At 43.4% G+C, this 13951-nt stretch carries 13 protein-coding genes; 5 read left to right on the top strand and 8 right to left on the bottom strand.

Features of this window, described 5'->3' with window-relative positions; translation table 11 throughout:
• Together KDK16_RS10555 and cas6f are read right to left on the bottom strand one after the other, a co-directional pair.
• A partial coding sequence (locus KDK16_RS10555; protein ID WP_257276054.1) for a CRISPR-associated endonuclease Cas3'' occupies positions 1 to 2752 on the bottom strand: 2752 nt, incomplete at its 3' end.
• 21 nt (positions 2753 to 2773) lie between these two features.
• Positions 2774 to 3337 carry a type I-F CRISPR-associated endoribonuclease Cas6/Csy4 gene (gene cas6f, locus KDK16_RS10550; RefSeq protein WP_257276053.1) on the bottom strand — a complete coding sequence of 188 codons (564 nt, stop codon included), beginning with the start codon at positions 3335 to 3337 and terminating at the stop codon, positions 2774 to 2776.
• 216 nt (positions 3338 to 3553) lie between these two features.
• Between cas6f and KDK16_RS10545 the strand changes: the two genes are divergently transcribed.
• The 3 genes from KDK16_RS10545 to KDK16_RS10535 are packed head-to-tail and all read left to right on the top strand — an operon-like array spanning position 3554 to position 5939.
• Positions 3554 to 4135 carry a restriction endonuclease subunit S gene (locus tag KDK16_RS10545; RefSeq protein WP_257276052.1) on the top strand — a complete coding sequence of 194 codons (582 nt, stop codon included), beginning with the start codon at positions 3554 to 3556 and terminating at the stop codon, positions 4133 to 4135.
• A 26-nt stretch (positions 4136 to 4161) separates the two neighbouring features.
• Positions 4162 to 5580 carry an SAM-dependent methyltransferase gene (locus KDK16_RS10540; RefSeq protein ID WP_257276051.1) on the top strand — a complete coding sequence of 473 codons (1419 nt, stop codon included), beginning with the start codon at positions 4162 to 4164 and terminating at the stop codon, positions 5578 to 5580.
• A 56-nt stretch (positions 5581 to 5636) separates the two neighbouring features.
• Positions 5637 to 5939, top strand: a complete 303-nt coding sequence (locus KDK16_RS10535; RefSeq protein ID WP_257276050.1) for a terminase small subunit — start codon at positions 5637 to 5639, stop codon at positions 5937 to 5939.
• A gap of 471 nt (positions 5940 to 6410) precedes the next feature.
• On the opposite strand, the gene KDK16_RS10530 is transcribed toward KDK16_RS10535, so the two are convergent.
• The 4 genes from KDK16_RS10530 to KDK16_RS10515 all read right to left on the bottom strand — a co-directional run bounded on the left by KDK16_RS10530 (position 6411) and on the right by KDK16_RS10515 (position 10350).
• Positions 6411 to 8495: a DUF5906 domain-containing protein gene (locus KDK16_RS10530; RefSeq protein WP_257276049.1), complete on the bottom strand. Its 2085-nt coding sequence runs from the start codon at positions 8493 to 8495 to the stop codon at positions 6411 to 6413.
• Positions 8492 to 9094 (bottom strand): hypothetical protein, encoded by a 603-nt coding sequence (locus KDK16_RS10525; protein ID WP_257276048.1) that lies wholly within the window; start codon positions 9092 to 9094, stop codon positions 8492 to 8494. The genes KDK16_RS10530 and KDK16_RS10525 overlap by 4 nt, the downstream gene beginning before the upstream one ends.
• A 26-nt stretch (positions 9095 to 9120) precedes the next feature.
• Positions 9121 to 9369, bottom strand: a complete 249-nt coding sequence (locus tag KDK16_RS10520) for an AlpA family transcriptional regulator (RefSeq protein ID WP_257276047.1) — start codon at positions 9367 to 9369, stop codon at positions 9121 to 9123.
• 75 nt (positions 9370 to 9444) lie between these two features.
• Complete coding sequence (locus KDK16_RS10515; RefSeq protein ID WP_257276046.1) at positions 9445 to 10350, bottom strand: hypothetical protein; 906 nt, start codon at positions 10348 to 10350, stop codon at positions 9445 to 9447.
• A 127-nt stretch (positions 10351 to 10477) separates the two neighbouring features.
• On the opposite strand from KDK16_RS10515, the gene KDK16_RS10510 reads away from it, so the two are divergent.
• The gene (locus tag KDK16_RS10510; protein ID WP_257276045.1) at positions 10478 to 11401 is read left to right on the top strand and encodes a metallophosphoesterase; all 924 of its coding nucleotides are present in this window, start codon (positions 10478 to 10480) and stop codon (positions 11399 to 11401) included.
• Between the two features lie 69 nt (positions 11402 to 11470).
• Positions 11471 to 11992, top strand: a complete 522-nt coding sequence (locus KDK16_RS10505; RefSeq protein ID WP_257276044.1) for a hypothetical protein — start codon at positions 11471 to 11473, stop codon at positions 11990 to 11992.
• A gap of 89 nt (positions 11993 to 12081) precedes the next feature.
• On the opposite strand, the gene KDK16_RS10500 is transcribed toward KDK16_RS10505, so the two are convergent.
• Together KDK16_RS10500 and KDK16_RS10495 are read right to left on the bottom strand one after the other, a co-directional pair.
• A complete protein-coding gene (locus tag KDK16_RS10500) occupies positions 12082 to 12858 on the bottom strand; it encodes a putative phage abortive infection protein (protein ID WP_257276043.1) in 777 nt (258 codons plus the stop codon).
• A 149-nt stretch (positions 12859 to 13007) separates the two neighbouring features.
• A complete protein-coding gene (locus KDK16_RS10495; protein ID WP_257276042.1) occupies positions 13008 to 13385 on the bottom strand; it encodes a hypothetical protein in 378 nt (125 codons plus the stop codon).
• Between the last annotated feature and the right edge of the window lie 566 nt (positions 13386 to 13951).

The raw sequence follows: 13951 nt of genomic DNA, 5'->3' as shown, positions 1-13951 counted from the left end.
GAATGATATTGTTCAGTAATTCATAATTAACTGACTGACTATCTGTAATCCATGAGAGGTAATAAGGAGTGTCGTGGTTGTTTTGAGCATCAAAGATGATGCGTTGCCCTATATTGAACCTCTTATTCCCGTAACGATAACTTTTAGAGTGATTCTGGTATCGTTTATGGTCTATCGTTCGCAGGATATCTTCGTTCAGTCGCTCAAGATTATGGTCGCCATCGATCCTGTCTATTGATATGGTGAGTGTGTCTTCTGACTCATGGGTATACCCGTCAAAACTAATTTTATTGGTAGTGTTATCATCTGATAAATAGAGAGTGAGGATAGGAGCGGTAACATAAATGGATCTACCTCTTAAATACAACCGGGTTGAGGTTTTTTCGTTATTAACCGTGAGTTTTTTTAGAGGCTCAAAGCAGTGGTTTTTTTGGAAGACTTCCTGAGATTTACTTAACAAGGCTAACATTGTTATTTGTCCACATTTTCGCCATCTTTGAGTGAGTGATCTTAGCTCTTTCCCAGTTATACTAATGATTTCATCCAGCTGTGATTTCTGTACAAAACCGGATAGCGATTCTTTCCAGATTTCCTGAATCTGCTTGACCGTTATAAAGTTTGAGCCCTGTAGTTTTTCTTCCATTATTCTTTCTGTTTTAGAGAGCATTTCCTGCCATTTTTTTTCAGGAATCGATAATAGATCGTCAACTATTACAGAGCTGAAGCTGAAAAGTTCCGACGGTGATAGATATATTTCATTACCGATAATAAGATCATGGAAACGATAATAGTGTTCAGCTAATTCAGAAATAGTGAGCTTTTGTTGATGCTTGAAGCACAATGCCAGGTATTCATGGAAAGCCCCTGCAAAGTACTCTGTTCCTTGCTGAATGAATATTTGATTATTGATTTTTGTTAATGAGTTTTTACTTGTTATTTTCTCTGGATCGGAGAAAAATATTAATGATGCATTGTCGTGTTCTCCAAATCGGTTTGTTCGGCCTACACGCTGCAGGGTGGATTCAGGAGTGGAGATTTCGATGAAACCATTCTTGCGAGAGATATTTAATGAAGCTTGGGCAGCTGGGCCTGAAATAACATTTACGGGGTGGTTGGTGCATTCAGCGTTACACTGCGTCATCAGTTTTTCAAAGAGGCTGGCTCTGTCTCGCTCGGTATAAAGGCCATGATAGGGAATCACGGCGTTTTTTCTCAGATGCAGGGTAGATATTTGAGCAGACTTTGCGTAATTGGTTATTTGCAGGGCGTTGTCACCAATATTGATCAGAGGTTCTCCATGTTCACCAAAAGGGCAGTTGCTGGCAACTACATGATATGTTGACTTGTTAAATGATGGGCATTTGACGGGCACGCTAAATTCGTTTGGAAAGAGCTTAAGCATCAATGGGTTAATGGTTCCGGAGATTAATGTGATGTTTCGCCCACCTTGAAGGTATTTAAGCATTGCCAGCTCATGGAGAATGGGGATAAATACTGGCTGCTCAAAAAGTTCATGAAACTCATCAAAGACAACACTGGCCGAGAGGTAGTGACTAATCTCACCAAGGTCAGGGTGAGAGAGCAGACACTTGGCCATTTGATCAATAGTGGTAATGGTAATATCTTCTTTCGACTGTTTTGAATCCTGCAGCGTTTCACCGTTACAGATATAGGTGGATGAGGTACCCGTTTTCAGGTGTATTAATGTATCTGGAAGGCAGTTTTGTAATTCATTCAGGATGGATTCACAGACATTAACGCGGGGACATATCCAGATCAGTGGTGAGCAAGCATCAGACCGTTTTTTGCGGAGTAACGAGGCCATTAATGCTATGCGAGTTTTGCCTACTCCAGGAGGTCCATCACAGGTTATATGATCGAATCTGGCTAACCCTTCAGCCGCTGCGCTCTGAAGGTCATGACGTATGGGGTCTAATGTCTTGCTTTGATTAATATAGTCCTCAATAGCTGGATATAAATTCTCGGAGGACCAAAAGTGCTTTTCTATTATTTCTTGATAGGCTTTTTGCTTAAGCGTTGACTGTAATTTCTCTGCGGATAGTGCAGAAATTGTACGATCTGCCAGTACAAGGCAGAGACGAACAATTGTATTGGTTATATTACGTTTCTGAATTGAGGCAAATAACTCCAGGGCAGTCTCGTTATCAAATGAATGGTTGAATTCTGCTGTGATCTTGAATGCCTTCCCTGTTTTGTCAGCAAAGTGCTCCGGGATAGAATACAGCTTTTGTGTTGGCAGTTCTTGGCCTATTTGTTTTAGGTTTTCTCGAATAGCCTGTTCGTCGCATCGAATGTAGTCGCGTATGATATCTTGCTCATCATTATCTCTGTCGGGTTTAGCGTGATGCCAATAGATTGCATAGAGATAGGCTTCCAGGTAAATGTTTTTTGGCAATAGACCTGAATCAATTTTATGGCCTGCTAACCAATAAGAGATTTCATGGTGGAGCGGTACCTGGTTGATATCAAAACGAGTATCTTCCCCCGATGGCTCGTAGTCTTCGTTATCTTTTATCTTTGACTGTATATACTGCTGAAAAGTGGAAGCAACCTTGCCAATATCATGATCAAGTCCTGCCTGATATATTGTCTCGTCAAGATAAACTGGGGTGATACCAAAATGTTCAAGGAACTCCGGGTTAAAAAAGTGTCTTCTAATGCAGACTGCTAACTCAGCAATCGCCTCAGAGTGTGCTTCTAATGGTTGTTGTTTGGTGTTTGCCAGTAACATAAAAGTCCTTCCTTAATATTATTATTCAAACCACGGCACTGTACTGCCAGAGAGACTTAGTCCGTAATTGGTGTATGGACCGGTAATGTGCTGATCAGCATCTTCGCGACGTACAAATACTGAGAAACAGTGTCTTTTTTTATGGGGGGACGAGAAACCAGAGCTGGTAAAGGATATACAGGGCAAGCGACGGAGCGCGCCTGCCTTCTCTCTAAAGTTTTCATTCTTTCTGCAATTAAGGAAGTAGTGATCCACGGACCGATCTCTTATGAAGCGAACCGGGACTGCGTGGGGTGGGACTTCAGCTATGGGAGAGAAATTTACCTCTTCGGAGCTGGCAATATTTTTCAGAGATGGATGATTTTTTAATTCGATTAATTGCGAATAAGTGGAAAAGATGCGTAGTGTTTTTCCGATGGTTGAAGTCCCATTGATGCCCTGATCACAATAGTATTCAGGGAAGCCTATCGCAATACTTTGATATTGCTTACCGCTCATAATACCGTGAAGGATTTTATAGATTACGAGTATGTGAGAAAAGCTGCTGCCTTCGGACAGTTGTATATCAAAAAAGTGTTTTAACATCTTTTATACCCTACTTCTTGTTATTGGCTGATGATCTTTTTTATCTCTGATGCCCGAAAGCATCATTTAACCCTTGGTTCTTCGAGTCTCTCGAACTATTTAAACGCATTTGAAAAATCGCAATGCTTTTGTGTCAACTGTCCATTTGGACATCTATCATTTATATTAGTTCAGAAAGTCTTTCTGTGTTTTAATTTTTTTAGTCGAGGACTATTCGTGAAGACAGAACTGGGTGAAATGTTCGAAATATCAGCAGGTTATCCGTTTCGAGAAAGCATTCAGCCTTTTGTTGAGGGCAATACTTACGTTATTCGAAGCCAGGATATTCAGTCAGATAGGCCAGTGAATCGGTTAGAACTGGCCAAAATTCAGCTAGAAGTACAAAACAGTGATTTATTTAGAAGCAGGCACTGGGTTCAGGGAGGAGAGGTTCTTTTTTTGTCGAGAGGTCAACCAAGAGCAAGTTATATTGAGGATACTTTTACCGATTTGCCAGTCGTTACTGCAGCACATATATACAGAATAAAGCCAATTTTTGAGAAGGTGTTACCGGCTTTTCTTGCTTGGCAAATTAACCATAAGGTTCATCTGGGGCATTTGATGCAAGAGGGTAGCACTGTGCCTTCTGTCCGGCGGAAGCAGCTTGAGTCTCTTGTGATTACTCTGCCAGTTATATCTATACAGGAACAGGTATTATCACTCTGGCGTATGATCAGTAAAGAGAGAAGACTCTACCAGCAGTTGATGGTTAGCCGTCAGCTGGAGTTTCAAACAATGGTGGAAGATTTGATGGCATAACTTATGTCCCGCTTTGAGGTTTATTCATGCATGAAAATGGTACAAAGGGTGTAAATGAAATTGAAACTATGGCTAGAGATCTTGTAGCTCTGATCATTTCAACTAAAAAGCCCGATTATTTCTTTTGGACATTTTCTTTACTTTTCGTTTACTACCACGAACAGCATAGAGAACCGAATGAGGCTCAGCTATCTGTGAAAGAAGGAGGGGGGCTTACATCTGAATATTCTGTTGAACAGGCCATTAGATCTGGAAGTCATTATTTAAACTTTTACTATGATTTTAAAGTTGAGCAGAGTGATGATGTTACCAATAAGGCAGTAGAAAACCTTGTCTTGAAAGAAATGAGGATAAGGTTGGATGAGCTCTTCGGTTCTTTGAGTTGGGGGAATCAAAGCAGCCTTGTTTGCTCATTTTGGATCGCTTTTCTAAACCAGTGGTGGTTACATCAAGGCCGCAAAGCGAGCTATAGGATGGTTCAGAGCAGTTTATCCAAAATGTATGTTAAGCTAATGGATGTTAATGGGGATGAGTATGTTTACGATCCAGCCTGTAGTGTCGGTTGTCTGCTTTCTGCCTTTGCTAACTCAAAGGTATCCCATCTCCATGGGGTAGAGAAAGATGAGCAGATGATAGCCTTGGGTAAAATCACTCAGGTGGTATTTAGTGAATTTGACTTTAAACTGTCATCCAGTGATCCATTACAAAAATTAGACGCAATAGGGTGTGATAAGAGTATTGTGCCTCAGGGTAATTACCATGCGGTTGTTTCAGTTCCGGTCTGGGGACAAAAAAGGTGGTATAAACATAACTCTACTGAAGAAAATGAATTTCATGCTCATTCATATGATACCGTGCTTCCTCCTCAGACCAGTGCTGATTACGCTTATATAATCCATATGCTGAAAAGTATGAGGCCTGAAGATGGACGGATGGCTATTGTTGTGCCGCATGGTGTTTTGTTCAGGAAAAACACAGAAGGAACGATCAGAAAGCGGATTGTTAAAAGCAATCTTTTAGATGCGATTATTGCTTTACCTCCAAAGTTATTTGCTGGTAGCCCAGTTTCTACAGTGCTTTTGATATTTAAAGCGAATAAGTCAGATCAGCTAATACAGTTTATAGATGTTTCTGATCAATATCTTCCCGGGAGATCGTTGAATCAATTAAAAGAGGAGTCTGTTGAGTTCGTTGTTGATAATTATTTTAGCCGAAAATCAGGTGCTAAAAGTCGGTTAGTGACTATTAATGAGATTGCAGCCAATCATTACAATTTAAACACTACTCTCTACCTCAAGCCTATTGATAAATGCGGCCAGCAGTCCCTAAAGGAGATACGAGAGGAGCGAAGCACATTGCTCTCTAAGATTGACGGTGTCGATAGGGAGATTGGAAAAGGTTTCAAGGCACTGGGCTATGGGGTGACTTCAACAAAGTCAGAGTGAGCAGCAATCTGGTAAAATATAAGTAGAGGTTTTTCTAGTTCAGGGATGGATGACAGATGGCACTCAACGCACGACAAAGGACATTTGTCGAGGAATATATCAATAACCCTTCTTCGGTGGCTGAGGCTGTAAAGAAGGCAGGTTATCGTACTACCAACCCCCACTCAACAGCGGCCAAGCTGTTAGTGCATCCAGCGGTGAAAGAGGGGATACGCAGGCAGCGGGAACGGCTTCAGAAACGTCATGATATGACCCGGGACAAACTGGCACTGATGCTGATGGAAACATACCATGTGGCCGATACCGTTTCCGACCGGTTAAAAGCTATTCGGCAACTGGCAGATCTCTATGGGCTTTGATCTCTGACCTTTGTCATTTTCCCCGAACCCCACCAACTAATAATCTCTGCCCTTTGCCAGGAGTCCCGGGAGAAAGTTTAATTCCTGCCATAGCCGTTTAAGAAGAGGGGGTCTATGAAAGGGGGATGGGTGCCTTTTTATCTCGGAATCCTAAACCCTGTGGTTCAGATGGAAGTCGGATTTTTGCGATTTTCCCAGAAATGGAAACTGAAAAAAAATTCTGGAATTTTGGGGCGGCTTTTTAATATTTGTTTGAAACCTGCCACATCTGGAAGTATTGGTAATACCGGACTGGGACGGGTATCCATGTTTTTACTCAAAAAATATTAAAAATAAATATATCCTGTAACTACTTTTTTTTACTGCAGTTAGAGCAGCGGTTAAAAGCAAAAAAAAAAACCTGCCTAACCCGGAAACACGGATCACCTGGCAGGCTTTGAATAGGTTGATAGATGAGCGAGTAGGTCGAACCTACTCCCCCCACTCCACAGGCTGCTTGAGAAAAGCTTCAAAATCAGCACGGCTGGTTTTTAAGTCTGAAAGTCTGACGACCCTGAACTGTTTACCCTTCTCCCGTATTTTGCAGTTTGTATTGATGTTTGGTGACATCTCTTTCAACTTACGGTAGAAGGCATTATTCGCGGTATATTCAGCTTTAGACCCTGCTGAGTTTTTAAAAGCCTCGTAGAGCTGTTTTTTATCGGTATGTTCTGGCCATTCCTGATTATGAGGGTAAAGCTGTCCATCATGGAGGCAGGTATACCACCAACTTTCAGCAGGCCCCATACTTTGCTCTTTCTGGGCGAGCAATGCATCGGTTTTAGGGACATCCCGGAGGTTCTTTGAAGAGATATCCCGGGTTACCAGCAGATGGTGCAGGGCTTCAAGGCCACCGTTATTCATCTGCTCTGAAATGGCTTCAAAATAAGCGGCGTCCTGCTGGTGCTGGTTACCGACATCAAGTACCAGAAACCGTCGCTCTTCTGCGCCAGCAGGCACTGCCCAGTCATTATTGGTGGCCATGATCACCCGGTTGTAGTTATCCATGGGGGTCGCATCTTTATTCTTGAACTCAACTATCCGGCGCTTTTCGGTAATCAGGGTTTTTAAGGAGCCTTGTAACTCCTTTTTACCGGGCCAGTAAACCTCATCCAGGAATACCAGAATGCTATCCGCAAGAATGGCATTGAACCTACCCAGTATTTGCTCAGTAGAGGTAATCTGCTTGTAGTGTCTGCCAAACAGCTTGCCAAACCAAGAGGCAAATACGCCTTTACCGGTGCCTTGCCTGCCCCTGAGAACAATGGCTATGCCAATCAGTATCTCAGGGTTTTGGACAAGGTGAGCCATCCAGTCAAGGATGTAATCGTATATCTGCTCATCACCGTTACATATATTGTCGCGTATATGGTTCAGGTAAAGGTTGCAATCACCTTCAATGGGTTCACAGCTCAAGCCCTGCCATAGATTGAATACATCGTCGTTGGCCGCTTTTCCTGGGGCAAAAACAACCTGCTCATATTGACTTCGTTTAGGGTGTTTCAGCCAATATTGAGAGGCACTTTTGCCATCTCTGGTAAACCGGTTCATTTGGGCTTTGTTGAAGTCCTCAAAGCTCATGCAAGCGACCTCAATGCCCGACGCCCCACGATCTAATACCACTGTCTTGCCGCCGACGCGAACAACAGAATAGCGGGTATTGTACTCGTACAGAATCGGGTCATTTGCCGCTATTTTTTCATCATCCGATGAACGAATACTCTTCAGCGTCTTTACCAGTTTTTCATCCGATAAAGGTGGACTGTTTTGACTGTTCCATAACCGAAGCCCTGCCAATATCCGCTGGTTGTCGAATCCCTGCCGTATCCAGGAACCAATCAGGCTGGTCAATGCCGCTGTTCTTTCGCCGTCGCCCAATGACACATTGAGATCAACTAACACCTGGCTGGAAGGCTTATATTGGTTGACTTCACCAATGCTAAGTCCTAACCCCTCGATGACCTTATCCAATGTGTAAGCCTTGTGGTCGTGAGCCTCTAACACACTGCTCAGAAACGGGTCACCTTTATGGTGGAGGAAGCCCGGAACTCGCATTACACGACTAAGGTTACAGACTGAAGAATCTCCATCAAAACGTCTGGCAATGGCTTTCTGCACTGGTTTAAATTGATCGACTGGGAAATTCTCCACTTTCCAGTAAACATGGTACTTGTCAGGGCTGGTTCCTGTGATCATATGTGGTGGTAACACTCCTTCTTTCTTAACGGGCGCCAGAGGCGCACCGTCAAGATCAAGAAACACAGCGTTCACGCCGACCACATTGGCATCCTTACCGCCTTTGCCATCAGTCTCATTGACCACAACAAAAATGTCTGCACCCTGTTGGTTTGCCCGCATCAACCGGTCTTTGCTTTCAGCAAAGGTACCGCAGATATTTTGGGCGCTGACATTTTTGTGGATGATTCTGAACTGGTGGCAGGCCCCCTGTCCGGCCAAATGGTTCAAGAATGCTTCAGCCATTTTCAGGTCTTGCCGTTTAAGCGGTGAGGCTTTCATAAATATACCTCCCCAAATGGATTAAGTGCTTCCAGCTTCCTTCCTGCTTCTTCTCTGGTCAGTAACCTATGCTTTTTAATAAATCGTTCCAGCGCAGGAGCAACATGCCCTGCTTGCTCACAATTTTCTGCAAGATTAACCAGGTAACCAGCCATTACGTAACTGATCAGGAATAGGTTTTTGGCGCTGACCGATGAAATACTCTCTTGTTCTGCCAGCAGTTCTACCATCCCCCAGTAGTTGTCTGTTGGCTTAAAGTGCAGCCAATGGGCTCCTGGCAGTCTTTTTTTCCAAGGCTTCCAAACCTCTTGGTGATGAAGAATTTCAGAAAAAGCCTCTGAGATGTCCTGCCGGGTCACATCAGCACCAAAGAGTGTTTTGAAAACCTGAATATCTGCGTCAACCGTAGCGATCAAGTCTTCCTGGTGTTTTCTCTCAATGGTAATTTCAAAACCGATTTGCCGGTTCTTGTGAATCTCTAGCTGGTAGTCGTCCCTGGCGTCACTGACATCGAATGGCTTGAAACTCATCCTTACGAAGTAAGTTATGGCTTCTCGGACAGTTCCGGTTTTCGTTGTTTGGCTCTCATCTGTTTTCATTTTCTTAATTCCATTTGCTTGCATTTTCAGGCACCTTGTACAAACTCTGTTTGGTTGGCAGCTTCGTTCTCTCTCATTGCCATATAGGCCAATATTGTTTTTTCGCGCCAGACAGTACATCTTGCCGATAAGCGTATACCGGCGGGGAAGGCACCTCCTGCAATCAGGCGATAAATGGAACTTCGACTGTATGTCGTCAGCTCACAAACTTCTGGCAGTTTGATCCAGCGATCTGGATGAGTGTCACTGAGGTTGGCCTTAGATTGGTCAGCCATAGCAATGTCTCCTTTGTTTTATTGCTATGGCTGATTATTGGAGAACTTCGGACTATTAAAAATTGCAGTAGCAAGCTAAAACTCTGTTAAAGCAACCTGTCGCAGGGTTTCTTTATTTAAAGTTTCAGGTTTGGAGCCTTTCTTTGGTCTTCCCCCTTTGGATGCTGAATCCGGGGCGTGTTTGAGCCATTCTCTCTGTATGTATTCCTTGGTCGGAATCATCATGTTTCGTACAGTGCTCAGTTTTTGAACTTGTTCTTTGTCCGAAATGCTTTTGTTCGGCCAATCTGTTAAATCTTTCAAACTTGATAAAAGCTCACTCATTGCCTCCGCCATTTTGCCTTTGGAAGTTATAGTCTCACCATTTTTTTGTTGGTTTTTCCAAATGCCACTGGATAAGCGTTTGATGATTTGTTTAGAAATTTCATAATGTTCTGGCGATTTACTCCCACTGGCTTTTGCTTCATATGCTCTACTTATTTCTACTTCAAACAAACCAAATGCATATTCAATAAATTGCATGGCATTGTTTCGCTCTGCCATTTCAGCCAATTCATAAAAACCCGTGGCCATAAGCATTTGTATAACTTTATGGTCATCCTCCATTAGTGTTTGGGCAGGATTATGTGCCTCATAAGACGGGGTTGGTCGTGCAATATCAGCAACTTCCTGTACTTGAAGAGCTTTTACTTTTACTTCCAATGGTATCGTTCTAGAAAAAAACGCTGCAAAAAATCTGGTGTTCAGTGTGTATGAATAGCTGAGATAAGCCTGCAATGCCATCGTTAGTTCTTTGCCATCATCTTCAGTAATACGTTTAAGTCCTGCAATAAGCTCCATGGTTTTTTCTTCTACCAAAACCAGACATTCTGCCAAGTAGCCCAAACTGGCCAGGCGCAGGCGATATTCATCAGGTGAAATACTGCCCCTTTCGAGTAGTTCTCTCAGAGCAAGGTGTACTTCCAACTGTGATCTTTTCATCTTATAAAATTCTTTTTTGTCCCATATAGGGCTATTTTACCGTTATAAAATTTGATTTGCTTGTCACAGACTAATCAATGTGTTTTGGTAGTAAAACTCAGAGTTACTGGTCATCGTCAGCAAGAGCATGTACGACATTATCGGAGATATTCACGGGCAGGCTGAGGAGCTTGAGGCTCTGCTGCAAAAGATGGGATATAAAGAAACCGTAGGAGTATTTGCCCATCCTGTGAGAAAAGCTATTTTTCTGGGGGATTTTATTGACAGGGGACTGCAGGAGCAACGGACCATAAATATTTGCCGCTCGATGGTAGAGTCAGGGGCTGCTTTTGCAGTGATGGGTAATCATGAATTCAATGCGATCTGCTACGCCACTCCAGATTCATCAAAGGAAGGGGAATACCTTCGGTCACATAGCAAACCTGGCAACCAGAAAGCTCATCAGGCTTTTCTGGATGAATTCCCGCTGGGATCACCACAGCATAGAGAGGTTATTGAGTGGTTTAAGACCCTTCCGGTATTTCTTGATCTTGGAGGTATTCGGCTAGTTCATGCCTGCTGGCATCAGGAAAGTCTTGAGCTGGCTAAACCCTGGCTGGATGACAGAAATTGTCTGCTACCTGAAGCTTATACATTGGCATCCAATAAAACACATTCGCTCTACACTGCCATTGAGTACCTGTTAAAGGGCGTTGAAATTGATCTGCCAGATGGTACCAGCTTTAAAGATAAAGACGGAAAAGAGCGCATAGCTACACGTATTCGCTGGTGGGATAAAAAGGCTAAAACCCTCGCTGATGTGGCTATTGGTCCGGGTGTGGGGTCTTTACCAGAGGTACCTGTTGAGACTGGACGTTTTCATTACCATGATTCAGTTCCAGTATTTATCGGTCACTACTGGCTATCTGGTTTACCCCAAAAGTTAACTGACTACGTGGCCTGTGTTGATTATAGTGTTGCGAAGAAAGGAGGCCGTCTGGCAGCCTACCGATGGCAGGGAGAGACCGTTTTGGATAACAGTCACTTTGTCTGGGTTGATCGGGATCAGTAGCAGAAATTATTGTGATTATCAGGCTAAAACATTGTTATAAACTGCTAGAAAAGTAATAAGGAGAGGGTTATGGGCAGGAATAAAGTTCACAGTGAAAATCTGGATGTCGCAAATTTCACGTCAGAGGGCGCTGCAGGTATTATTTCAGCCTATCGGGAGGGAGTGAGTACTCAAGAAAATGCAGCAGCCCATAGTCAGCTGAGCAGTGAGATTCGCAAAATGAACTATGGACAAAAGATCATAGAAGGGAAGTGGCAGGTATCTGACCATAATGAGCCAGTAGTTGAAAAAGCCATTCTGCTGGTGGGTAATGATTCTGACAGCGGAAATATGAAAGGGCTATTGAAGAAATTAATGGCTGAAAACCATCAGGCTGCGGTTGTCTACAAAGCGGCAGGTCGATCAGACATTAATCTGCTGTTCGCTGATGGTAGCCAACAGTCAGTATCAATATCAGAGCTTCAATCTTTTTCTAAAGTCTATGGACAAATGAGGGGCAAGCCAGAGGTTGAGTTTTGCCTTGAGAGCACTACGTCGCCCAAAAACTGGCTGGGGAAGTTGGCTGAGAGTAAAATGCCCAGCCGGTCTTAATTGACTGGTTCGGGCTTATGGCCCGATGGTGATGGGGTTGAGTTCATCCCGTGGCTCTTAACCCGATGAGTGACTTATTCGGCGTATCTTCAGCCAAAGGACTCTGGTTTCAGGTTGTACTTTTCTGACTCGGCACTCCACTCTTTGTTAGGTATATATTTCAAGAGTGCGGTATTTGCGATCAGGTTATTAAAGTCATCTTTTTCATGGTAGATGCAATTATAAAAAATAACCCTGAGTTCGTCTGAGGTCAGTCGTCCCCGGACCATTTTATAGAATGGAGGCTTGCTTTTTTCATCAATGCTTGAACTGTCTATAAATTTAAGTAAGTGGTAGATTGAACGGAGGTAATGGCTGAAATTATTATCATATTTATTTCTCAGTTTATTATAAGCTTCTTGGAAGGATTCTTTATCTCTTGGGTAAATTCCAGAGGTCACTCCTGTAAAGTCAGGATTCATGGCGTAAAGTTCCTGTAATAGATATGAGAAGCAATCAACGCCGTGGATGAATTTGTCACTTTTTTCATCGAATATTCGCAGAGAACGGGTAAGGTTGTTATGGATCTGAAGTATTTGTATAAAACTACTCTCGAATCTTTGTTTCTCAGATTCTTTTCTTTGATTTTTGAGTTCTGTCTCTTGCTTTTTCAGCTCGTTTCTCTGGGTCTCGAGGCTCTCTCTCTGAAGTAGAAGTGTGTAGATTAAACCCGCAAGTCCAAGCCCTGAAAAGAGTGAGTTAATGACTCCAAACATGTCACCAAGTTCTGCATGATTTGGGGTTTTATACAATAGGATGCCGGACCCAAGCCATGCTGAAATGATCAATAGTGCTGATGAAATTAGAATGGTGTTGTTTTTACTCATATTTATTTCCTATTAGTTTTCAAAGCGTATTCCTACTTCAGGAAACTATAAAAGTCAATCTTGACTTCTTTGAGACTATTAGCACGATTGATGCAGTCATTCTGCCTTTAAACTCGTCAACCAGCCGATTATGCTCGTCATGAAGTTCGTTAAGCCGTCTCCATCATTTTTTGGTAGAGATCACTGCGTGGATTATCAACCCCCATTACTTCAGTAACAATATCCTCAACGCCTCGATTCCATTGGTCAGCAACCTGGCCGGGGTTATTTGTACAATCCATAAGGTGGGCGCATCGCATGGCCAGGTCACCCGCCAGGGTAATGATATTGCGCTGACCATCACTCAGGTCTGAGTACGGAAAAATGTTATCTTCAAACTCAACGACAAGTTCACTATAGTTCGGTGAGTAGTAGCTGTTGGTGGCTCCCGGAATCATCTTGATAATCGTGTCCAACACAGCCGCCAGACCATTGCTTTCTGATCGCTTCTGATAAGCGATACGATCAGCATGCTCCAGCCAAGGCATTAATCTTTTATTCTGGGCATCGGGTTTCAGCCCGCAATAGTAGCCAAAGGCAATATTGGCACTCTTGAACTGATTCGACTTTTTGGTCTTTTGCCCGGCCCATAGTCGACCCGTACCTTAATAAATCAGGACTGGCAGGTTCTCAGGTTGGGCGTTATCGTCTGCCTGTGCCTGGGTGTTGTATATTCGGCTGGCTTCATCCTTGAGTTTACGACAATGATCGTTGTCGGTGCGTCCCCCTGTCCTTTTTAACAGTCGCAACAGTGTGGGGCGGTATGCTTACCCTTGGCATTATCGCCAATAATCAAGGTCATGCGCTCGCCAAGCTCAAACTCGGCCTTCTCAAAGCAGCGAAAATGGGTTAAACAGAGTTTGACGATTTTCATGGGCAATTTATGCTTCGGCGGTCTAGCAGGCTTTTGGGGTACGGGGCTTGCGGCCCTTTTTTGTTGTCACTGTAGCACGTTCTGCCTTGATTTTTGCCAGTAGTGCCTCTGCGGAGTTTTCGCCGCTGATCAGTTCCGGATTCTCGGCACGCCATTGGGCGGTGAGTTCGCCACGGAAGG

The sequence above is a fragment of the Endozoicomonas sp. SESOKO4 genome, assembly GCF_024606275.1.
The sequence above is the reverse complement of the archived record's forward strand: the minus strand, read 5'-3'. Positions and strand labels throughout refer to the sequence as shown.

Excerpts from the sequence above, each read along its gene's own strand:
- KDK16_RS10495 (WP_257276042.1), bottom strand. The coding sequence starts at position 13,385 with ATGCCTTGGCTGGAGCATGCTGATCGTATCGCTTATCAGAAGCGATCA.
- KDK16_RS10535 (WP_257276050.1), top strand. The coding sequence starts at position 5,637 with ATGGCACTCAACGCACGACAAAGGACATTTGTCGAGGAATATATCAAT.
- KDK16_RS10500 (WP_257276043.1), bottom strand. The coding sequence starts at position 12,858 with ATGAGTAAAAACAACACCATTCTAATTTCATCAGCACTATTGATCATT.
- KDK16_RS10515 (WP_257276046.1), bottom strand. The coding sequence starts at position 10,350 with ATGAAAAGATCACAGTTGGAAGTACACCTTGCTCTGAGAGAACTACTC.
- KDK16_RS10530 (WP_257276049.1), bottom strand. The coding sequence starts at position 8,495 with ATGAAAGCCTCACCGCTTAAACGGCAAGACCTGAAAATGGCTGAAGCA.
- KDK16_RS10505 (WP_257276044.1), top strand. The coding sequence starts at position 11,471 with ATGGGCAGGAATAAAGTTCACAGTGAAAATCTGGATGTCGCAAATTTC.
- cas6f (WP_257276053.1), bottom strand. The coding sequence starts at position 3,337 with ATGTTAAAACACTTTTTTGATATACAACTGTCCGAAGGCAGCAGCTTT.
- KDK16_RS10525 (WP_257276048.1), bottom strand. The coding sequence starts at position 9,094 with ATGAAAACAGATGAGAGCCAAACAACGAAAACCGGAACTGTCCGAGAA.
- KDK16_RS10520 (WP_257276047.1), bottom strand. The coding sequence starts at position 9,369 with ATGGCTGACCAATCTAAGGCCAACCTCAGTGACACTCATCCAGATCGC.
- KDK16_RS10510 (WP_257276045.1), top strand. The coding sequence starts at position 10,478 with ATGTACGACATTATCGGAGATATTCACGGGCAGGCTGAGGAGCTTGAG.
- KDK16_RS10540 (WP_257276051.1), top strand. The coding sequence starts at position 4,162 with ATGCATGAAAATGGTACAAAGGGTGTAAATGAAATTGAAACTATGGCT.